The organism is Erythrobacter sp. S43 (genome assembly GCF_057364955.1).
In genome coordinates, this window is sequence record NZ_CP200285.1 from 2,434,748 (window position 1) to 2,455,393 (window position 20,646).

At 58.1% G+C, this 20,646-nt stretch carries 21 protein-coding genes, 2 tRNA genes and 1 pseudogene; 13 read left to right on the forward strand and 11 right to left on the reverse strand.

All coding sequences use genetic code 11. The annotated features are described in order from the left end of the window. Nucleotides 1–74: 74 nt before the first annotated feature. The 3 genes from AC0V6K_RS11940 (at nt 75) to AC0V6K_RS11950 (ending at nt 2,738) form a co-directional block, all read left to right on the forward strand. A complete protein-coding gene (locus AC0V6K_RS11940; RefSeq protein ID WP_472622523.1) occupies nt 75–515 on the forward strand; it encodes a nuclear transport factor 2 family protein in 441 nt (146 codons plus the stop codon). Between the two features lie 31 nt (nt 516–546). Beyond that, nucleotides 547–891 (forward strand): hypothetical protein, encoded by a 345-nt coding sequence (locus AC0V6K_RS11945; protein WP_486172646.1) that lies wholly within the window; start codon nt 547–549, stop codon nt 889–891. A gap of 224 nt (nt 892–1,115) precedes the next feature. Next, a complete protein-coding gene (locus AC0V6K_RS11950) occupies nt 1,116–2,738 on the forward strand; it encodes a lysine--tRNA ligase (protein WP_472622527.1) in 1,623 nt (540 codons plus the stop codon). A gap of 19 nt (nt 2,739–2,757) precedes the next feature. Here the strand turns inward: AC0V6K_RS11950 and AC0V6K_RS11955 are convergent, their stop codons facing one another. Further along, nucleotides 2,758–3,426 carry a prolyl hydroxylase family protein gene (locus AC0V6K_RS11955; protein WP_472622529.1) on the reverse strand — a complete coding sequence of 223 codons (669 nt, stop codon included), beginning with the start codon at nt 3,424–3,426 and terminating at the stop codon, nt 2,758–2,760. Nucleotides 3,427–3,548: 122 nt separating this feature from the next. Continuing rightward, on the reverse strand, nt 3,549–3,986 hold the full coding sequence (locus AC0V6K_RS11960) for an RcnB family protein (protein ID WP_486172647.1): 438 nt from the start codon (nt 3,984–3,986) through the stop codon (nt 3,549–3,551). Between the two features lie 48 nt (nt 3,987–4,034). On the opposite strand from AC0V6K_RS11960, the gene AC0V6K_RS11965 reads away from it, so the two are divergent. The 3 genes from AC0V6K_RS11965 (at nt 4,035) to AC0V6K_RS11975 (ending at nt 5,504) form a co-directional block, all read left to right on the forward strand. Next, complete coding sequence (locus tag AC0V6K_RS11965; protein WP_486172648.1) at nt 4,035–4,301, forward strand: hypothetical protein; 267 nt, start codon at nt 4,035–4,037, stop codon at nt 4,299–4,301. Nucleotides 4,302–4,376: 75 nt separating this feature from the next. Continuing rightward, a complete protein-coding gene (locus tag AC0V6K_RS11970) occupies nt 4,377–4,667 on the forward strand; it encodes a hypothetical protein (RefSeq protein WP_486172649.1) in 291 nt (96 codons plus the stop codon). A 252-nt stretch (nt 4,668–4,919) separates the two neighbouring features. After that, nucleotides 4,920–5,504: a pyridoxamine 5'-phosphate oxidase family protein gene (locus AC0V6K_RS11975; RefSeq protein WP_486172650.1), complete on the forward strand. Its 585-nt coding sequence runs from the start codon at nt 4,920–4,922 to the stop codon at nt 5,502–5,504. Nucleotides 5,505–5,625: 121 nt separating this feature from the next. Here the strand turns inward: AC0V6K_RS11975 and ettA are convergent, their stop codons facing one another. Beyond that, nucleotides 5,626–7,305, reverse strand: a complete 1,680-nt coding sequence (gene ettA / locus AC0V6K_RS11980) for an energy-dependent translational throttle protein EttA (protein WP_472622535.1) — start codon at nt 7,303–7,305, stop codon at nt 5,626–5,628. Nucleotides 7,306–7,529: 224 nt separating this feature from the next. Here ettA and AC0V6K_RS11985 point away from each other — a divergent pair, with 224 nt between their 5' ends. The 4 genes and pseudogenes from AC0V6K_RS11985 to AC0V6K_RS12000 all read left to right on the forward strand — a co-directional run bounded on the left by AC0V6K_RS11985 (nt 7,530) and on the right by AC0V6K_RS12000 (nt 12,833). Continuing rightward, complete coding sequence (locus AC0V6K_RS11985; RefSeq protein ID WP_486172651.1) at nt 7,530–8,738, forward strand: GGDEF domain-containing protein; 1,209 nt, start codon at nt 7,530–7,532, stop codon at nt 8,736–8,738. 69 nt (nt 8,739–8,807) lie between these two features. Beyond that, nucleotides 8,808–10,248: pseudogene (locus AC0V6K_RS11990) on the forward strand (M20/M25/M40 family metallo-hydrolase). A gap of 216 nt (nt 10,249–10,464) precedes the next feature. Beyond that, nucleotides 10,465–11,697 (forward strand): glycosyltransferase, encoded by a 1,233-nt coding sequence (locus tag AC0V6K_RS11995; RefSeq protein ID WP_472622539.1) that lies wholly within the window; start codon nt 10,465–10,467, stop codon nt 11,695–11,697. Further along, nucleotides 11,694–12,833 (forward strand): lysylphosphatidylglycerol synthase transmembrane domain-containing protein, encoded by a 1,140-nt coding sequence (locus AC0V6K_RS12000; protein ID WP_472622541.1) that lies wholly within the window; start codon nt 11,694–11,696, stop codon nt 12,831–12,833. The genes AC0V6K_RS11995 and AC0V6K_RS12000 overlap by 4 nt, the downstream gene beginning before the upstream one ends. A gap of 29 nt (nt 12,834–12,862) precedes the next feature. Here AC0V6K_RS12000 and AC0V6K_RS12005 read toward each other — a convergent pair. From AC0V6K_RS12005 to AC0V6K_RS12020, 4 genes are all read right to left on the reverse strand, one after another. Further along, nucleotides 12,863–12,939 (reverse strand) — tRNA-Pro (locus AC0V6K_RS12005). 38 nt (nt 12,940–12,977) lie between these two features. Further along, nucleotides 12,978–13,053, reverse strand: a tRNA-Ile gene (locus AC0V6K_RS12010). 99 nt (nt 13,054–13,152) lie between these two features. Further along, a complete protein-coding gene (locus AC0V6K_RS12015; RefSeq protein WP_472622543.1) occupies nt 13,153–14,136 on the reverse strand; it encodes a polysaccharide deacetylase family protein in 984 nt (327 codons plus the stop codon). 82 nt (nt 14,137–14,218) lie between these two features. Further along, nucleotides 14,219–16,051 carry a histidine kinase dimerization/phospho-acceptor domain-containing protein gene (locus AC0V6K_RS12020; protein ID WP_472622545.1) on the reverse strand — a complete coding sequence of 611 codons (1,833 nt, stop codon included), beginning with the start codon at nt 16,049–16,051 and terminating at the stop codon, nt 14,219–14,221. A gap of 256 nt (nt 16,052–16,307) precedes the next feature. On the opposite strand from AC0V6K_RS12020, the gene AC0V6K_RS12025 reads away from it, so the two are divergent. Genes AC0V6K_RS12025 through AC0V6K_RS12035 form a run of 3 tightly spaced genes read left to right on the forward strand, consistent with a single transcriptional unit; the run spans nt 16,308 to nt 17,608 of the window. Continuing rightward, nucleotides 16,308–16,769 carry an Lrp/AsnC family transcriptional regulator gene (locus AC0V6K_RS12025; RefSeq protein WP_472626138.1) on the forward strand — a complete coding sequence of 154 codons (462 nt, stop codon included), beginning with the start codon at nt 16,308–16,310 and terminating at the stop codon, nt 16,767–16,769. Beyond that, complete coding sequence (locus AC0V6K_RS12030; protein WP_472622547.1) at nt 16,766–17,215, forward strand: GFA family protein; 450 nt, start codon at nt 16,766–16,768, stop codon at nt 17,213–17,215. Before AC0V6K_RS12025 ends, AC0V6K_RS12030 begins: the two co-directional genes overlap by 4 nt. Before the next feature lie 3 nt (nt 17,216–17,218). Next, complete coding sequence (locus tag AC0V6K_RS12035; RefSeq protein ID WP_472622549.1) at nt 17,219–17,608, forward strand: hypothetical protein; 390 nt, start codon at nt 17,219–17,221, stop codon at nt 17,606–17,608. Between the two features lie 37 nt (nt 17,609–17,645). Here AC0V6K_RS12035 and AC0V6K_RS12040 read toward each other — a convergent pair whose 3' ends face one another. From AC0V6K_RS12040 to accB, 4 genes are all read right to left on the reverse strand, one after another. Further along, nucleotides 17,646–18,467: a hypothetical protein gene (locus AC0V6K_RS12040; protein ID WP_472622551.1), complete on the reverse strand. Its 822-nt coding sequence runs from the start codon at nt 18,465–18,467 to the stop codon at nt 17,646–17,648. A gap of 82 nt (nt 18,468–18,549) precedes the next feature. After that, nucleotides 18,550–18,747 carry a hypothetical protein gene (locus AC0V6K_RS12045; RefSeq protein WP_472622553.1) on the reverse strand — a complete coding sequence of 66 codons (198 nt, stop codon included), beginning with the start codon at nt 18,745–18,747 and terminating at the stop codon, nt 18,550–18,552. 15 nt (nt 18,748–18,762) lie between these two features. After that, nucleotides 18,763–20,112 (reverse strand): acetyl-CoA carboxylase biotin carboxylase subunit, encoded by a 1,350-nt coding sequence (gene accC, locus AC0V6K_RS12050; protein ID WP_472622555.1) that lies wholly within the window; start codon nt 20,110–20,112, stop codon nt 18,763–18,765. An 8-nt stretch (nt 20,113–20,120) separates the two neighbouring features. Continuing rightward, nucleotides 20,121–20,618 carry an acetyl-CoA carboxylase biotin carboxyl carrier protein gene (gene accB, locus AC0V6K_RS12055; protein WP_472622557.1) on the reverse strand — a complete coding sequence of 166 codons (498 nt, stop codon included), beginning with the start codon at nt 20,616–20,618 and terminating at the stop codon, nt 20,121–20,123. Nucleotides 20,619–20,646: the final 28 nt, after the last annotated feature.

Consider the following 20,646-nt stretch of genomic DNA (forward strand, 5'->3'; position numbering starts at 1 on the left):
AATGCGCAAGCGGGAACGAAATGTAAACGTAAGCCCGCCATTCTCCACCCGATTTTGCAGAATCTGGAGCAACTATGCGTACTCTAATCCTAGCGGCTATATGCGCGTCCTCGACTGTATTGGTGCCGGTTTCCGGCGCACAACTGCTCGCCGAAGAAAAGCAGTCGGCCAATGATGCGCAAATGCAAGCGGCAGCGAAGGTCGTACAAGGCTCGCTCGACAAGTGGCGGGCGCGCGACTTTGAAGGCTGGCTTGCGATGTATTCACCCAATGTCGTCGTGGCCGCAGAGAACATGACGTTGGTGGGCAAAGCTGAACTGCGCGGCGTTTATAAAGCTGTCTTCGACGCCAATCTCAAAACCCCCAAGATCCTCGACAGTGGTTGGACCGGCAAACGCATCTATGTCGTGCAAGAGGAGTTCGGACCCAAAGGTGAAGTGCTTGGTACGACCTACGCGGAATATGAGGTGAAGGGCGGCAAGATCACTGCGGTGTATGGATCGGCTCAGGGATAGAGCGAGGGAAACGTTGAAGGTATTTGGGAAAATGGGACTGGGCGGAAATGCGGCCGTTTCGGCGGTTAGCGGGTCTTACGATAGTGCGCGCTCTGATGGTCGCAGCGATACGTGGGAGCAGCTAGTCGCCTCTCGCGATGGTCGTGACGGCGCCTATTCTCACCAGTCGCGCCATGCCAAGCGCGTTGATATCGGCGAAGTTGTTGGGGACGTGGCGGATGTGGTTGTCGCGACGGCAATTGTTGACACGGCTCTGAACGTTCAAGGCAGCAACGCCAACTACCGTGACGCACTGGGCATTGAGGACACGGAAAGCGCCCATGACCTCGCAGCAGGATTTGGCGCAGGGATTGTTGGAACTCTCTTCGGAACCTGAGCACTCGGTCTTCAAACAGACCTGACGTGCTGCAAAGCGGAACCAACCGAGCGAGATTCTGTTGGACAAGCGACCTATCCGCTCATTAAGGCTCCGTCACATGGACACACGGACCAAACAGGCACGAAAACGCAGCTGACAGAGTGAGAACTCTGTCACCGAAGCCCTGTCTCCGTTCCCTTCGCGCTTGCAACATCGGGCGCCTTCCATAAAGACCCCACAATATGACTGATCAAGCACTCATCGACGCCGCTCGGACATCCAAGGCATGGCCTTTTCAGGAGGCGCAGCGTCTCGCCAAGCGCCTGCGCGACGGTAAGCCGAATGGTGAACCGGTGCTGTTCGAAACCGGATATGGTCCTTCAGGCCTTCCGCATATCGGCACGTTCCAGGAAGTGATGCGGACGACACTCGTCCGCCGCGCCTATGAAGCGCTGAGTGGCGGCGCGCCCACGCGTTTGGTCGCCTTCTCTGACGACATGGACGGCCTCCGCAAAGTGCCTGACAATGTGCCGCAGCAGGAAATGCTCGCCGAACATCTCGGTAAGCCGCTCTCTCGCATTCCCAACCCATTCAACACACCGCACGACAGCTTCGCCGCGCATAACAACGCGATGTTGCGCGAGTTTCTCGATCGTTTCGGCTTCGACTACGAGTTTGTAAGCTCGTCCGACCGGTACAATTCGGGCGCCTTCGATGATGCGCTGCGCGGTGTGCTGCGCAACTTCAACGCCATTCTCGACATTATGCTGCCGACCCTGCGTGAAGAGCGGCGGAAGACCTATTCGCCGGTCATGCCGGTCTCGCCCACGACCGGAGCAGTCCTTCAGGTGCCGATCGAAGTCGTTGATGCAGAGGCGGGCACTATCCGCTTCACCGATGAAGACGGAACCGTAGTCGAGCAATCTGCACTCGGCGGCCAGTCCAAGTGTCAGTGGAAGGTCGATTGGGCAATGCGCTGGGTTGCGCTGGGCGTTGATTACGAGATGTACGGCAAGGACCTGACCGATAGCGGAGTGCAATCGGGCAAGATTGCGCGCGTGCTCGGTGGCAACAAACCGGAAGGCCTGATCTACGAGCTGTTCCTTGACGAAAAAGGCGAGAAGATCTCGAAGTCGAAAGGCAACGGCCTGACGATTGAAGAATGGCTCGAATACGGCTCCGAAGAGAGCTTGGCATTCTACATCTTCCCCAACCCGAAGAGCGCAAAGCAGTTGCATGCGGGCGTGATCCCGCGCGCGGTCGACGATTACTGGCAGTTCCGTGAGCGTATTGTCGAGCAGCCGCTCGACAAGCAACTTGGCAACCCAGCTTGGAACTTGCTGCGCTTGAATGAGCGGCATGAAGGCCCCGAAGCGCCGGGTGCTGGCGACAGCCTTCCCGTCCCGTTCAGTCTGCTGCTGAACCTGATCGGTGTGCTCGGCGCGGAAGCGAGCAAGGATGCGGTGTGGTCATATCTCGACAATTACATCGAGAATGCTGAACCTGCTGCTCATCCGGAGCTCGACCTGCTTATTGAAAAAGCGATCAACTACAACCGAGTCTTCGTGGCACCGCATCTGGTGAAACGCGCGCCGGTTGGCGGTGAAGTCCAGGGGCTGCAGGAGCTGGATCGCAGACTTGCCGATGCAAGCGCAGAAACCAGCGCAGAAGATTTGCAGACCATTGTTTACGAGATCGGCAAACAAGAAACGCTCGGCTTTGAGAGCCTGCGTGACTGGTTCAAGGCGCTGTACCAGACCTTACTGGGCAGTGAGCAGGGGCCGCGTATGGGAAGCTTCATCGCGCTCTATGGCATCGAGCCGACGCGTAAGCTGATTGAAGAGGCATTGGCGCGCGCCGAATAACCGACGCGCCCATCGCCGCTTACTTCCAACGGCGTGTGCGATACCACTTGGTGATCACGTATTTGGTGCCCTGAAGAACGGGTGTGCCCGCGTGGAGCGTGTCTTCATTGGGGCTGCCATCAGGTTTGGCGTTGTTCCAGACCATCAGCACACCCTGCTTCGGCTCTACATTCACGCCAAGATTTACGAAGTGTGTGCCGCCGCCTTCGGTGACCTCGTTAAGGTACGCCATAGCAGTCCAACTGCGCTGCCCGCCGCGTTTGCGCTCAGACGGCCAGTAGCTTTCGCCCGTGTGAAACCAGTCGTGATGTGGCTTAAACTGTTGTCCCGGCAGATAACGCTGTCCTTGGACCGCTTCGCCAATGGACGGATCAACACCCAGCAGATCATCGATCCGGCGCGAAATTGCCTTTACGAAACTGTCATCCGGGCTGAGGTCACCCGAATAGGATGTGCGAAAGCCGCTTTGATAGGACTCTTCGTGCAAAGACGATGGGCGGGCGATCAGATCGATCATCATGCATAGCCGCTCGCACTCGCCCTTGGTCAGGAAGTCACCAATCGCGAACAGTTCTGCCTTGTCCGTTTCCACTTTATACGCGCCCGGATCATTCAGAAGCCTGCTGCGAACGGACTCGCCAACCCGTTTTAGGCCGGCCTGATCGGGAATAACTGCTGTTTTTGCCATGGCATGAAGCTCTATCAAAAGCGGGCGTGCTTGCAAGCTGGCGCTGCTGCGATGCGTGATACAGAATCGAAAACCCCCGCCGGATTTCTCCAGCGGGGGTTTCGTTGTTTAGCGACTGTTTCTTACCAGAAGAAGTCGTGGATGATGTCGACCACCTCGCCGCTGTAAATGTCGACCAATACGACATCGTTGTAATAGCGGACCCAGCGATACGGACCGTATACTTCCGGCAGACGGTAAGCCCATGGGTCGTTGATCCAATAGCGGTTCGAGAAGAACAGACTATCGAGGTAGAACCCGATCCGGAGGCGGCTGTAACGGTATCCACGATACGGAGCATAGTAGCGGCCTAAGCGGAAGATGTTCCGGTGGTTGTACCGGTAGTTTCTCCAGCCATAGCGGCGGTTCTGACGCCAGCTGCGGTTCCACCTACGGAAGTCCCGACGGCCCTGGCGATAGCCCTGACGGTAACCGCGACGCTGTCCGTCACGATAGCCACGACGCTGGTCACGGTACCTGCGGTTATCGCGGCGAGCATCCCGGCGACGTTCCGAACGCACTCCATTGCGGAAAGCCCGATCACGAATTGCGCGGTTGGCCGAACGGTTTTGACGACGCTCTGTGCGGCGACCGTCACGGAAGCCTTGCGTGCGGGCATTGTTTACGCGGCGCTGGTTGCGGTTCGCTGCCCGGTTATCCCGGCGATTAGCACGATTGTCGGCGCGATTGTTTCGGCGATTGGTGCGATTTTCAGCGCGATTGTCACGACGGTTCGCACGGTTTTCAGCACGGTTGCTGCGACGCTCTGCGCGGTTTTCAAACCGGTCGCCACGGCGACCATCACGGACGCCAACCCGCTCACGTGTTGGCCGTGAACGGTTTACGAACCGCTCATTGCTGCGGACATTGGTGCTCCGCGGCCGATACGCTTCCCGATTGGTACGGGTCTGTTGGCGGGCCTGCTGGCGTTGACCACGATTTTGCTGGCGCGCCTGCTGACGCTGACCACGGTTTTGCTGACGCGCCTGTTGGCGCTGACCACGGTTCTGCTGGCGTGCCTGCTGACGTTGGCCGCGATTCTGCTGACGAGCTTGCTGACGGTTGCCGCGGCGCTCTCCACGGGCCTGTCTTCGCTCTCCGCGTCGTGCGCGGCGGTCTTGACGATCTTGCGCTTCGCTGGAATCCGCAGATGCGGACGCAGCGCGCGCCTCAGATGTCGTGGGCGGTGCGACAAGAGCTAACGCCATAGCGAGAGCCGAAAGTGCACTACCCTTGAGCAAAAGGGTAATATTCATGAGTGCCTCCAGGTTTGCCGCCCCACCACCTGCGGTCGATTGATACGTTCTGATACAAGGTCTCTACAAGGGATTCGCTGTCGCCAAACTTAACCACTCTGTAAGGTTTATGTTAATGTTCAGTGCCACTTATATTAACGAGCCGCTCAACCTCTTCAACCGCTTGATCGAACGCGCCGATTGGAGCACATCGCGCCGATGTTCGAAAGCCTCGATGAAATCCGTACAGACCTGTCCAACCGCCTGATCCGCGCGGCCAAGGATCGCAAATCGCCGATGCATGTTCCCGCCGTTGTCACGAGCGATGTCGACGCGCGAGGCATGGTGCTGCGCGATTTTGATACCGCGGCTTGGACCTTGCGCTTTCACACCGATACCCGCGCGCCGAAAGTTGCTGCGATTGAAGCCGATCCGCGTATGGCGGTGCTGTTTTACGACAAGGGCGCGAAGATCCAGATCCGGGTGCGTGGCGCGGGAGAGATCTTGCGCGATGAACCCGTAACGCAGGCGGCATGGGACAATGGGACCAACTTCGCGCGGCGTTGCTACATGGGCGATGGCCCCGGCGCGCCGAGCGATGAGCCCACATCGGGCCTGCCACCAGAATTGGAGGGCGTTGAACCAACCGACGAGCAATTGGTCCCCGCACGCGGTAACTTCGCCGTCTTGCGCGTCACATTGACTGAGTGCGACTGGCTCTACCTCGCACATACGGGGCACGTCCGCGCTCAGTTTTCGCGGGGTGAGAACGGTGAGTGGGAAGAGCGCTGGGTTTCGCCCTAGGCGTTGCGGAGTGATAGGCCCTATTTAGGCTTGATCACCAGAATAGCGTTCATGCAGGGACGCCTTGTCCGACAACGATTGGACTCGACGTCCATCGCCCCTTACTTCGTAAATCTAACCTTTATCGCGTCAGCTTCTTGTAAGCCAACCGCGTAGGCCGATCCGCTGCATCACCTAGACGGCGGCGTTTATCTTCCTCATACGCCTCGAAGTTCCCTTCGAACCATTCGACGTGTGAGTTGCCTTCGAACGCCAAAATGTGCGTTGCCAGACGGTCGAGGAAAAAGCGGTCGTGCGAGATGACCACGGCGCAGCCGGCGAAGTTTTCGATGGCTTCTTCGAGCGCGCCGAGCGTCTCGACGTCGAGATCGTTGGTCGGCTCGTCCAGCAGTAGCACGTTGCCGCCTTGTTTCAGCATCTTGGCCATGTGCACACGGTTGCGTTCACCGCCAGACAGTTTGCCGACATTCTTCTGTTGGTCTGCGCCTTTGAAGTTGAACGCGCCGACATAGGCACGGGTAGAAGTGTCGTGGCCGTTGACCTGCATGTAATCGAGGCCGTCTGAGATTTCTTCCCAGACATTGTTCGATGCAGTGAGGTCATCGCGCGACTGGTCGACATAGCCAAGGTGTACGGTGTCACCGATTTCGATGGTGCCGCTGTCGGGAGTTTCTTGGCCCGTGATCATGCGGAACAGGGTCGATTTACCCGCGCCGTTTGGACCGATCACGCCGACAATTCCGCCCGGTGGCAGCATGAAGGAGAGGTTTTCGAACAGCAGTTTGTCGCCATAGGCTTTGGAGATGTTCTTGGCTTCGATCACCTTGCCGCCCAGACGCTCTGGAACCTGAATGACGATCTGAGCCTTGCCCGGCTTGCGGTCGCCTTGCGCTTCCTGAAGCTGTTCGAACTTGCGGATACGGGCTTTTGATTTCGTCTGGCGCGCGGATGGCGTCTGCCTGATCCATTCGAGTTCGCGGCTGAGCGATTTTTGACGGCCGGATTCCTCGCGGCTTTCCTGCTCCATGCGCTTGGCCTTCTTCTCGAGATAGGTCGAGTAGTTGCCTTCGTATGGGTAGTAAGAGCCACGGTCCAGTTCGAGGATCCATTCCACCACATTGTCGAGGAAGTAGCGATCGTGGGTGATCATCAGGACGGCGCCTGCATATTCCTTGAGGTGGTTTTCCAACCATTCGACGGATTCCGCGTCGAGGTGGTTGGTCGGCTCGTCGAGCAGCAGGATTGACGGCTTCTGGATCAGCAGGCGGGTAAGAGCCACGCGGCGCTTCTCACCGCCTGAAAGGTTGGTCACGGGCGCATCGGAAGGAGGGCAGCGCAACGCCTCCATTGCGATTTCGAGCTGGTTGTCTAGCGTCCAGCCATCAACCGCGTCGATCTTTTCCTGAAGCACGCCCATCTCTTCCATCAGAGCGTCAAAATCGGTGTCGTCCTGCGGATCGCCCATTTCGGCGGAGATCGCGTTGAAGCGTTCGACCATGAGGGCGGTTTCGCCAGCGCCTTCGCGCACGTTTTCAAGGACCGTTTTGCTTTCATCAAGCTGCGGTTCCTGAGGCAGATAGCCGACCGTGATGTTTTCACCCGGCCAAGCTTCGCCGGTGAAATCGGTGTCGATGCCTGCCATGATCTTCATCAGCGTCGATTTGCCCGCGCCATTGGGGCCAACAATGCCGATCTTCGCGCCCTGATAGAACTGAAGATTAATGTTTGAGAGCACCGGCTTTTGGGCACCGGGGAAACTCTTGGTCATGCCTTTCATTACATAGGCGTATTGCGCGGCCATGGGGCGAATCCTTGGGGTCTGGTTGTGATTGTTGAAATATCTTGCGCCGCAGATAGGCGCGGGCGGCAAAGGGAGCAACCCGTCTGTCTGTGTTTGAATTCAATCGGCAGGTTTCAATGCGCACTTGCTTCGGTCCTGACAAAAACTCTCCAATTCCACTTACACTTAGTGCGTTGTTAACCAGCATTCGCCATAGATGTTTCGGGTTGTAACGGAGCACATACGTGTCAGAGACGATAATGGGGTTGTTGATACCAACGATCGCGGCGATTTTCGCCTTGATCTTTGGTGCCCTGTGGTCGCGTGACAAGAAGAAGAAAAGCGTTCTTGGCCTCTCCGTCGGCCACGCCTTGATGGCATGCGGTTTTCTGATTTTCCACTTCGCGCCCGACCCTGAAGCGGTGAGTTGGACGCTATTCATGCATACGGTCTATGTGATCGCTGCGTGCGCATACTGTTGGGCGGCCACTGATCGAGTGGGGCAGCGGGTCCACCTCCCATCATTGTTGGGCATTGGTGCGATCACTGGCGTGATGATTGTCTACACCACCTATGGTTACGACATGAACACGCGGCTCGTGGCGACCAATGTGGGCTACGGATTGATCTTTGCCCTGACGGCACAGGTCCTTGGAAGAGCGGCCGAGCGCACCGCAATTGACCGGGCAATCTTCTGGCTGTTTGTGGTCGCAGCGGCCCAGTTCTTCATCCGCCCCCAGATTGCAGTGGTCGTTTCCGGCCCGATGAGCGCGGCGGATTATCGCTCGTCCGACTTCTACTCTGTCCTTATTTTGGTCATGGGCATCTTCAATCTTCTTTTGTCACTCGCCCTCATGGCGGCGACCGTTTACGACCAATGGCGCTCTGTGAAAGAAGAGACAGAAGTCGATCCTCTGTCGGGCCTGAAGATGCGCCGCAGCTTCGAAGGCTCGGCCATGCAGATGCTGGACGAGAACGTTGATCGCAGGCTGTCTGTATCGATGATTGTTGCAGATATCGATCACTTCAAGCGGGTCAATGATATCTGGGGGCATCAGGCTGGCGACAATGCAATTGCTGCGTTCGGCGAGCTGATTGGTGGCACTGTGCGCGGTACAGATCTTTGTGGACGCATCGGTGGTGAGGAATTCTGCATCCTAGTCTACGATTGCGACCTTGAGCCTGCTGCGCGTCTAGCTGAACGCCTTCGCCGCCGCTTTGAAGCCATGGAGCACAAAGACCTCGGCCCAGACATTCGTCTGACAGCGAGCTTTGGTGTTGCTCAGTGGCAAGCGGGTGAGGGCTATGGCAAGCTGTTCGCACGAGCTGATGCGGCCTTGTATTCAGCCAAAGGAACTGGCCGAAATCGGGTTTGCTTACCTGATCAGGGCGTGCCTGATGATAAGCAACCGCAAGCGTCTGAGCCTGCCGAACCAGTATCCTTGGCGGGCTAATAGCTGACCTGCGTAGTTAGGCTCCCACTCGCTGGACTTGTCGCGTCGGCGCGCGTAGCGCTCTCGACCATGAGAAAACCACTCCTTGCGCTCGCCGCGCTTTCGCTTTCCGCATCAGGCCAAGTACTTCTGGCGCGCACTGCCTCGCTGGAGACTGAAAAGCTCTCCGTTGAGACTAGCGCAGATATGGCGCTGGAGAACGACTCCATTGCTTGGGACTTTGTCGAAGGGGTCACGACAGAAGTCGGACCGCGTCAGGCTGGGACCGAGGCCGAGGCGCGTGGCCGCGAATGGGCGATGAAGTGGCTTGTTTCGCGCGGCTTCGCCAATGTTGCTGACGAGCCGTTCGAAATGGACACGTGGGTGCCGGGCGATGTCTGGAAAGCCCATGTGACCGCGCCTTTCCCTCAGGAACTGATCGTCCAGCCGCTCGGTAACAGCGCAGCGACTCCCGAAGGCGGAATTGAAGCCGAAGTGGTCTACTTCCCCACCGTCGTCGAATTGCGCGAGGCACCAGTGGGCAGCCTTGAAGGCAAGATCGCGTTCATCAGTCACCAGATGCGCCGCGCACAGGATGGGTCGCATTATGGATTCTGCCGGACCCGCACGCTGGGTTGGTCCTGGCATCGCCGCCAGCAAAGGTGCGATCGGGGTCGTGATCAAATCGGTTGGCACCGATCATCACCGCAACCCGCATACCGGCGGCACCAACTTTCCTGAAGGCGTGAACCCCATCCCGGCGGGTGCTCTTTCGGTGCCGGACGGCGAAAATCTTGAACGGATGTTTGAACGCGCCGGCAGCAGGACGATCACGCTCAAGCTTGAGCTCAACCCGCGTCGCATCGGCACGACCATGAGCGGCAATGTCGTGGGCGAGATTGTTGGACGCAATCCCTCTCTGCCGCCTGTGCTGCTCGCCTGCCACCTCGATAGTTGGTGGAATGCTCCTGGTGCATTTGACGATGGGGCCGGATGCGGGATTGCCGCGGCAGCGGCTCTGAATGTGCAACGCACTGGCCAGCCGCTGCGGACCATTCGCGTGCTGTTTGCCGGAGCAGAGGAAACCGGCCTTTGGGGATCCAAGGCATACAGTGAGGCGCATATTGATGAGCCGATTGCCGTCGCGTTTGAAAGCGATTTTGGCGCGGACCGCGTTTGGCGCTTTGAAAGTAATTTTCGCGGTACGAACCCTGATCTTCACGCCAAGCTTGCGCGTGCGGTTGCCCGGTTCGGTGTTGCGGACTCCCGCATTGTCGCCACCGGCGGGGCCGATATCAATATCGCGCGCGACCAGAAAACGGCGATCATCGATCTGCAACAAGATGGCACGCGCTACTTCGATTTACACCACACGCCAGATGATACGCTGGACAAGATCGACATCCATCAGCTGCGCCAAAATGTCGCCGTTTGGACTCAAGTTGCAGGCATCCTTGCCAATGAGCCGCGCAATATCCAAACCGGCGGGATTGAGCCGAGCGCACCGCCCGTTATGGACAGCGAAGATTAAGGTAACCGAACCTAACTGCCGCGCGAATTGAAGGCTGAAGTGCCGGGTTCCCGTCGTGCGACGGCGGCGATTTGACGCAAAATACCTTTGAACTTAGTTTAGCTGTGACATTGCGCATGGGCTGAACCGTTACAATATAGCCCGCGCTTGGCTTGCCCCCCGATCGGGATCATCGGGTACGGCCTGGCGCTTACTATCCCCGCGGGAGCGTCCGAAATGACCGATCCTCTCCTGATATGCGATCTTACCCAAAGCTGGTCTCCCACCGGCGGCGGCGGCATTTCGACATATTTGAAAGAGAAAAAGAAGTTCTTTCAGGAGAACACTGAGCATCGTCTTCTTCAGATTGTGCCGGGTCCTGAAGACAAGATCACGGTTGAAGGTCGCACGATCTTTGCCGAGGTTGGCGCGCCGCTCGTGTGGGGCAGCCCGAACTATCGCTGGATCAACCGCAACGATGCGGTGTTTGAGCTGCTGCGTGAATACATGCCGAATGTCATTGAAAGCCAGTGCCCGTGGGTGCTCCCATGGCTGGCGATCCGGCATCGCTGGAAACATCCGCAAACCGCATTGGTGGCCGGTTATCGGACCGACTTCCCGAATGCGCAGATTTACCGCGTGATGAATGATCTGACGGGGCATTACCCCGCTGCGTTCTTCCGCAAGGTCGGCTATTTCTACGCTTGGATGACGTATCACCGGTTTGACCGTGTTTACACGCTCAATCAGGAAGCGAAGGGCATGCTCGCGGGTCTCAATTATGACCGCACCGGCGTGCTGGGTCTTGGCGTCGATATCGACAAGTTCTCGCCTGAATACCGCGATCCGAATTTCCGCAAAGAGCTGGGCTTGCCCGAAGACGGGCCGCTGCTGATCTATGCCGGGCGGCTGGACAATGAAAAACGCGCTTATGTGCTCATTGAGATGTTCAAGCAGCTGTCGCGCGACATGGGCGCATCGATGGTTCTGATGGGCGATGGCAAGCTGCGCGAAACCTTGATGGAAGAGGCAAAAGGGCTTCCAGTAGCCTTTCCCGGCTATGAAACGGATCGCCATCAACTCGCTCGCGCTCTGGCGAGCAGCGACATCTATGTTAGCGGCATGGCCGATGAGACGTTCGGCATTTCTGTGCTTGAAGCGCAGGCTTCCGGTTTGCCGGTGGTCGGCGTTGCAAGCGGTGCCATGCCGGAACGCGTGCCTGAGGGCACCGGTCTGCTTGGCCCGGTTGATGACGTCATTGCCATGGCGCGCAATGTTGAACGGGTTTGGAACGAAGACTATGCCGGCACGCGCGAGCGATCGATCAAGCTCGCCAACCGCCACAACCGCTGGAATGACACGTTTAATCAGCTGATTGACGTGGAGTATGCCGAAGCGCTGAAGGCGCGTGATGCGCGTCTGCAAAAATCGATGCGCGGTTCGCTGAAGAAAGCACTGAACTTCTCTTGAGCGATACGACAAACCCTTTGACCGAACCGGATGCGTCTGTCCCCCAATCGGGGACGTCGCCGCTCGATCAGTGGCGCAATATGCCTCGCCGCACGCTGGCGATTGCACTGTCGATCCTGCCGATTGTTGCGCTCGCCAATGTCGCGGTGCTGGTCTACGCGCTTGATGGCGTCAATCTGACCGAAAAGCTGGTGGCGCCTGGAATTCTGGGCCTCGTCGCTCTGCTCGTGTTCGTGCCGATGCTTGGCAATTCACTGCGCATGTATTTTTGGGCGCGGTTTCTTGGGCTCAACCTTGGTTTCTGGGGTTCGCTGAAGGTCATAAGCGGCACAATGGTGACCAATTCGGTGACGCCGTCCGCCACAGGTGGATTGCCGATCAAGATGCTGTTTCTCGTGGGTGAGGGCGTGGAATCTCGCCGTGCGCTGACTCTGATCACATTCCAAGCCGCCGAAGATACGATTGCCACTTTTGCCATTGCGGGACTTTGCCTTGCGATCACAGGCTTCGCCATGTTCGGCTTTATCGGCAGCGATCCGGCTATCATTGCCAAACTCGATCTGACGGTTCGTTCGGCCAGTATGATCGCCCTATGGGTGCTGATTGGCATAGCGCTGCTCGCCGGTTTGATCGGCGGAGGCCTGTTTGGTTCGCGTGTTCGCAACTGGTTTGGCCGAGCAGCTCGCAAAATACGCAGTTTTTTCGCCCAGATCGCTGGTGATTGGTCGACTGCGTTCAAGCGCGGCAAGGTTATCGCGCTCGTCAATCTTTGTCTTGCGTTGCTGCAATGGGGCATACGGTTCTCGATCGCTGGCCTTGTTCTGTCGGCATTTGGCGTTGAATGGCAGCCTGCGCTGTTTTGGTTGCTCCAATGGCTGGTGCAGTCGATCAGTTCGATCGTCCCGACACCGGGCGGGGCAGGGGGCGCGGAAGCGGGCTTCCTGCTCCTATACCAGCCGTTCGTGGCCGCAGAGGTCCTGTTCCCGGCGATGAGCACGTGGCGGCTGATGTTTTTCTATTTGCCGCTGATGGGCGCTGCGCTGATATTCTTCACGCTGCACCGTCGCAGCCGCGCGATCCGTCGCCGCGGAGAAGCGGCGGGCGAACACCCTGCGGTGCCCGCTCCGGCGGAATAGTCATCACATTTCAGGAAGACTGATCGAAATGGTCGGGGAGACTGGATTCGAACCAGCGACCCCCTGTACCCAAAACAGGTGCGCTACCAGGCTGCGCCACTCCCCGACCCTTCGATCTTTCGTTCTCACCCCGCCACTTGAAAGTGGTGGGCCCGGCAGGATTCGAACCCGCGACCTAGCCGTTATGAGCGGCCAGCTCTAACCGCTGAGCTACAGGCCCCCGGGTACCTGGACGGACATCCAGGGGCGAGACCGATGAAGGCCCCTACAGCGGTGTTTCATAGGAGACAAGCGGGAAACGTGCCGATTTCCCGTTTCTTTAGCTTGCAGCGTCAACAATCTCGCTGACTGTGGTGGCTGCAACGCCGCGTTGGCCCAGATATGCGAACACCTGATCGAACCAGTCATAGAGCGTTTCGACGTCCACGTCGGTCTTTGCATAGGGCGTGAACCCGGGTGCTAGCGAAGGGCTATGGAACGACAGGACCAAGACAGGCAGTCCATCGTCAATCGCCACGTCGACACCGCGAATTGCCTCTTCGGCCGTCACACCTTCCGGTGTCAGCGCAATCCGTTCGAGCAGCTTAAGTCTCGAGAATGCCGAATAAAGCGTCGGAACATGCCGCTGGAGCCTTTGCAGAGAAATTCCCAGCTGACGAAGGATTCCCCAGTAAACCGTGGTTACCGGCAGTTCGAGCAAGCTTCGCCCGTTATCTGCCCAATAGGGTACAAGCGGGTGGTGCGAAAAATCGGGACCAGATTCGCTGGAATAATCGAAACGCGACCGGACAGAGGTGTCCACTTTGATCCCAGCATTGGAGAGCATTCCCGCGCTTGCCGGACCCAAACCGTAGCGGCCCGCGCGATAAGTTATAGGCTTGATCCCAAAAGACGCCTCGATCAGCTCAAACAGATTGGAAAACTTCGCGGCCTCGGTTTCCGGCGGCAGGTTGCCGGGAAAGGAGTTTACGGTCGACACTTCTTCGTCGAAAGGCGGATTAACCCATGGGTGAAGCTGCACGCCAACCTCTGCAGTGCCGCGACTCACGGCATCGCCGATGATCTCAACGGCGCCCTGATCGCTCGCGATGGGCCAATCGACCAGATAGACCGGGCTGACGCCATGTTTCTCGCAGAAAGACTGGAAACGCTCGATCTGGGAAATGTGGTGAAGCGTATGCCCTTCACGCTGAAACGGGGCGCCCCATTCGAACTCTTCTTCGGTATCAACGGTCAGCAGGAAACGCTGGCCATAATCGTCCGGAAAGATAGCACGGTCCGCGCGCGGAGGCGGGACAAGCATCGATCCAGTCGAGATATCCTTTTCCCCCAATTCTGACCCCTAAATCCGCTTCCAGTCAGACAGTCTGTTTAACCGTGCGATCTCAGACTTCCCCGCCAAGGCTGCCTGTTACATATTGGCTAGGCAGCGACGTCGCGCTGGTCAAGAGCGGCAGGAGCAGCGTCACCCGCTCACCATCATGGGTTAGGCTGCCCCCCGCTGAACGGGCCTCTGCGCGCGCCAGCCGCAAGGCAAAGCCTGCACCGAAGACGCCGGCATTGATGTTGCCTGCAATCGGTTTCGCCTCGGCCGCAAAGATATCGTCTTCGCTTAGCAATTGAGCGGGCACTTCGCAGTTCAAGCGGACCATGCCGCGTTCACGGTTGATGGTGCAATCGAGCACCTCGCCAGAAGCGCAACCGCCGCCGCACGTCGCCAGAATGCGCCAGATCAGCGCCTCGGCATCCTCAGCGTCCAACTGGGTGATGAGCTGGTCGTCTTCGGCGATATCCAGTTGGATACCGGCGAGACGGGGCGCAAGGACCGAAGCAAGCTGCGACACGATACGCTTGGCCAATTCGCCAAGATCCGCTTCGCCTTCTTCCATTTCGGTCAGACCGGCTTCCAGCCGTGCCAGACGATCCAATTCACCAAATCCGGAGAGGATCAGCGCAGAATCAGCTGCGATCGAGGCCGCCATGGCGCGGTATTCATGCGGGGCAGGACCAAACAACTGCTGTTGAATGACTTCGGCGTAACCCTGGATCGCTGTGACCGGCGTGCGCAGTTCGTGCAACAATTGGCGGATCCGGTCCGCTTCCCGCGCTGCCGGACCGGTTGGTCCGTCGGCGCCGTCTACAGGACGCCGGAATCGACCGACATAGCCTGCAAAGTTGCCATCAATCGTGAAGCGCGGACGTGCATCGACAATCCACACGCCAGCAATCGCGTGTGCCCCGGCCAGTTCAACTTCGGCGCGGTTGATCGGTTGGCGTCGGTTGTAGGCGCGTTCAAGAATACTCTCCGGTTCTTCGGTGCCGATCACACGCGGCGCAATCAGGCGGGTGCCGATAACGCTCGGACCGACTGCAGGGTCGGCCCATTCGATGCGCCCCCCGGCATCAGCGGCAAAACCAAAGCCCGAAGTCTGTCTCTCATTGGAAAGGTCTTCATCATTGAGCGGCAGGCGAGGCGACAATTCAGCATCGCCGGTTTCCAGCTCGCGCGTTCGCTTGAATTGGGCAATCCGTTCAACCAGCGCGGAGATTTCGCTTCTCTCCGCCTCGACAGGGTCGGGCTCCGCTTCAATTTCCGGCTCTGGTTCGGACTCTGGCGCTTGCTGGGTCTCAGGCCCAGGAACGGAATCAGGTTGCTGCACCCGCGCGGCAATCGGATCGTTCTCATAACCCGGTACAGTATCATCCGGGTCTGGCAGCGCCGTTTGCAGTGTGGTTGGGTCAGAGGCGCGGGGTAGCCCTTCTTCCGGTGAAGGGAGGCCACGATCGTGTACGCCCAGCCGCTCCAGCAATTGATCGGTGTCGTCCGATAGGTCCCGCCGCAACCGCAGGAATCCACGTGCACGCACGGGGAGCCTTGGAATAAGCGTAGTCCAGTCATCCTCTGACAAATCGGCGCGTTCCAACGCTGCGGAAGCCACATCGGGTTCGAAATCTGCCAGATGCGCTGTCAGATCGGCGCTGCGTAGCCGCCAGCCGCGTTCGCGAATCATCGCTGCCCGCTCATGGGAGGGGATGCGCTCTGCCAATGCGTCCATCCGCAACCATGCTGCTGCAATCATTGACTGGCTGCGCTTGTCCTGAGGCGCAAATTTGCGGTTGCCCAGAATGTCCAGAAGCTGACGATATTGCGTGCGTGCGCCCACCTCGCCGTCACCGCGGTGGCGGAGCACTGTCGCAAGGCGATCATCAAAAAACATTACTGCTCCGTCTAAGAATCGCGGGAATCGCGGGGCTGCATTCGCGGCGGGGAAAGCATCCTCGCACACGATCTCCTATCAGCGCACGAGAAATGTCACAGCCTGCCACTTGGAGTGCGTTGCAAAGCGGGACAATTGCTGGCAATGCTAATAATCTTGTTGTTACGCGCGCTTTTTTGCGCATCTTGTTTCACTAGACTGCGTGAGCGCACCTGTCCCGGTCGCGCCGCATTGGGCTCCGGAGAGCAAAACGAAAATGGCCAATCTCGACGAAATCGACAAGCGGCTTCTGGCTGAATTGCAGGCAGAGGGCCGGGTGACCAATGTCGAACTAGCTCAACGGGTTGGCCTTACCGCGCCGCCATGTTTGCGCCGTGTTCGTGGCTTGGAAGATGACGGGGTAATCCGCGGCTATCACGCAGACCTCGACCCCTCGAAACTGGGCTTTGCCATCACCGTTTTCGCCATGGTGAGCCTGAAAAGTCAGGCCGAGAGCGCACTCAAAGAATTCGAAGACCATATGAACAACCTGCCTGAAGTGCGCGAAGTTCATATGCTGAACGGCGAAATAGACTTTATTCTCAAGATCGTGAGCCAGGATCTTCAGAGCTTTCAGGAGTTCCTGACTGGCAAATTGACGCCTGCGCCCAATGTGGAAAGCGTCAAAACCTCGCTGACCATCCGGACCAGCAAGCACGAGCCTGGCGTCCCACTATGAGCGAGGCTAAGCGCCTCAATCATCCACTCACCGGCGGGTGCCTATGCGGTGCCGTCTCCATCACACTAACCTCGGCTCACAGCGAAGTGGATGTATGCCACTGCTCGAAGTGCGCCAAGTGGGGCGGATCGATGTATGCGGGGATCGAAGCAGACAGCTTCACGGTCACCGGCGAAGACAGCATCTCAACCTACAATTCCAGCGACTGGGCCGAGCGCGCCTTTTGCTCCAAGTGCGGCAGCAATCTTTGGTACAGACTAAAACCAATCGATGCGCGCACGTTCCTAACCGGGCTTTTCGACAATTTGCCCAAGGGCTTGCCGATTAAGCATCAGATTTTTGTTGATGAAAAACAGGACTGGTACGATTTGGCTCAAGAGAGCCCGATGAAGACCGGCGCAGAAATCATTGCGGAAGCCGAAGCCGCTGGGATGACCTTCGATTGAACCATGCTGGACGCGCCGCCTGCCATCCCGATCGAGATTGCCGAAGCGGAGGCCCCGAGTGAAGTGCAGGGTTTGCCGGTCGAGGAGCGTGCGAACGGCTCATTGGTGATCGACCTAAGCCCACTCGCGCCCGAAACTAAGGTCGAGCAGTGCTTAGAAGAAGATCCCGACCCGCTCGACAATGGCATCTTTGTGTGCCGCACAGTCACCACCGATCAGCGGCTTGGTCCTTCGCAGGATGTTAGAGTGGACGATCTGCTCTTCGCCAGCGCCGTACCGCGAGCCAAGATCAAGCTCTCAGAGAAAAGCTCGCTTGAAGCCAATGGCATCAACAAAGGTGTAGGTGGCATAAACGCCAATGGCGGCGAAGTGCGCTTGAAGATCGGGTTTTAACGCGCCGACCTAAGTCGAGAATCGCGCGTTTTGTCGATCAACATTTGGCGGTTAGTTCCCTCTTGCATTTGGCTGCGGCCTGCAACTCGGGCCAGACCCGCTGAAAGATGAAGAACCCCATCCGTGCATCGCGTGATGAGATCACATAGCTGTGCGTCTTGCCCCCTTCGTCCTGCAGTTGCAGGGTAATCGCCTTGCTTTGGCTAAGCGCGCCAAGCATGCGGTCGCTCTCTTGTCCTTTCAATTCGATCTTCGGGCGATGAACGAGCATTATTCCCGGCTTCAGGCTGTAGTCTTTCGACAGGTCCACGCCTTCGCCTTTGATCGTCAGGCGCGCATTGTTGGCAAGGTCGATACCTTTGGCTGCAACCCAAACTGAAGGATCAATTAAGACGGACCAGGCGTCTCGGGTGCCAAAGCTGACGGCTTTAAGCGTCACGACTTGTTCGCGGCCGGTATAGACCCTGCAACCGTGGCCACCCAGACCTGGACCGTAGCAGTCCATCAAACGCGCGACGAACTTGCCTTCTTTTCCAGCTTTGTCGCGCTCCGGATGCCACGGCTTGCTCGATACAAAAACACTGTTTGGCATGGAGAGAATTTCAAACCTCTCGCCGTCCAGCATGAATTGCGCCGCCTTGTAAGCGCGCGGGGTTGGAGAAACGCCGTTTTTGCTGATGACCTTGAAGTGGTCTTCTTCATTGACGAAGTTCAGTGGGATGAGGGGCTTTGCGTCCGTGAACGGAGCATCTGACGATGAGGTGCCATCGCGATAATCAACCATTGGCGGCTCTTTGGCTTGTACCAACGTTGCCAAGCCCAGAGCGGCGAATGCGATAGTCTGTTTTAAGAATGCCATGTGCTTTCCCCCTCACACGTCGTTTTGCCTCCGCGTGCCTGAACACATTATGTCTGAAGACACGAAGTGCTTGGTCTATCTCTTATTTCTTCTTGGGCTTGATGAGTAAAGCCGCCAAGCAAAAGGCCAGTCCCACGCCGGTGATTCCGCCGCCGACAGTGCTGGTCCTTTGGATCAACTCCGCATTGTCGCCTTGGGCAGGAAGGATGTAGGGCAGGGCGAAGACTGCAACTCCCACCAGCACAATCATCACGGCGGGAATCAACAGTGGGCGTTTCATGGAGTGAGTCCTCGCTCAGCTTTCACGCTCAGCCAGCCATTCCTCCAGCCATTTGATCGAGTAGTCGCCGTGCAGAACGTCTGTCTGCTTCAGCAACTCCTGGTGCAGCGGGATGTTGGTTTTCACCCCTTCGACGACCATTTCCTCGAGCGCACGGCGCAGGCGCATGATGCACCCTTCGCGGTCGCGGCCATAGACAATCAGCTTGGCGATCATGCTGTCGTAGTATGGCGGGATCGAATAGCCGGCATAGAGCCCTGAATCGACGCGCACATGCATGCCGCCCGCCGGGTGGTAGTAGCTCACTTTGCCCGGTGACGGGGCGAAAGTGAACGGGTCTTCGGCGTTGATCCGGCATTCAATGGCGTGGCCACGAAATTCCAGCTCTTCCTGCTGAACCGAAAGCGGTTTGCCCGCCGCGATGCGGATTTGCTCTCGCACCAGATCGACGCCGGTGATGGCTTCAGTCACGGGGTGCTCAACTTGGAGACGGGTGTTCATTTCAATGAAGTAGAACTCGCCGTTCTCCCACAGAAATTCGATCGTGCCCGCGCCGCGATAGCCCATGTCGCGCATCGCTTTGGAGCAAACCTCGCCCATGCGGGTGCGTTCCTCGTCAGAGATGACAGGGGAGGGCGCTTCTTCGAGGACCTTCTGATGGCGGCGTTGTAGCGAGCAATCGCGCTCACCCAGATGGATCGCATTGCCGTTGCCATCGCCAAACACCTGAAATTCGATGTGGCGCGGATTGCCGAGATACTTCTCGATGTAGACCGTGGCATCTCCAAACGCTGCTTTCGCCTCGCTGCCTGCTTGCTGCATTAGCGTTTCGAACTGGTCTTCGCTTTCGCAGACCTTCATCCCGCGACCGCCACCGCCGGATGCGGCCTTGATGATTACCGGATAGCCGACTTCAGCGGCGACCCGCTTGCCTTCTTCAGGGTCTTCGATTGCACCATCGGAGCCCGGAACCAGCGGCAGGCCAAGCTCGCCTGCGGTTTTCTTGGCCATGACCTTGTCACCCATGGTGACGATGTGTTCGGGCTTGGGCCCGATCCACTTGATGTCATGGGCCTCAACGATCTCCGCGAACTTCGCGTTCTCAGAGAGGAAGCCATAGCCCGGGTGAATGGCGTCACAGCCAGAAACCTCGGCAGCGGAGATGATTGCCGCTTGGTTGAGGTAGCTGTCGGTTGCCGAAGGCGGACCGATGCAGACCGCGTGGTCGGCAAGTCGAACGTGCATGGCATCGGCATCTGCGGTTGAGTGAACTGCAACCGTTTCAATGCCCATTTCGTGAGCCGCACGGTGGATACGCAGCGCAATTTCGCCGCGGTTGGCGATCAGGATGCGGGTAATACTCATGCGCTGGCTCAGCCGATGACGACCAGCGGCTGATCGAATTCGATCGGCTGGGCATTCTCGACAAGGATGGATTTGATCGTGCCGGACTTATCGGCGGTGATCGGGTTCATCACCTTCATCGCTTCGACGATCAGCAGTGTGTCGCCTTCGCTCACCTTGTCGCCAACTTTGATGAAATCAGGCGCGCCTGGCTCTGGAGCGAGATAAGCGGTGCCTACCATTGGCGATTTGAGCGCGCCGGCGGAGTCATCGGCAGGCGCCTCTTCTGCGGCAGGCGCATCGGCTGCTGGCGCGGCTGCGGCTGGTGCAGGAGCCGCTGCGGGCGCAGCAGCAACAGGTGCGGCAACGGCAACAGCGCCGCGCGCAACGCGGATTTTGCGGTCGTCGTCTTCGACTTCGATTTCGGTGAGACCGGTTTCGTTGAGAAGTTCCGCGAGTTCGCGGACAAGTTTCGTGTCGACATTCATGCCGGACTTGCGTCCTGCACTCGGCTTAGCATTAGCCATGCGTGCCCCTTGGTTGTTTCTGTCTGGC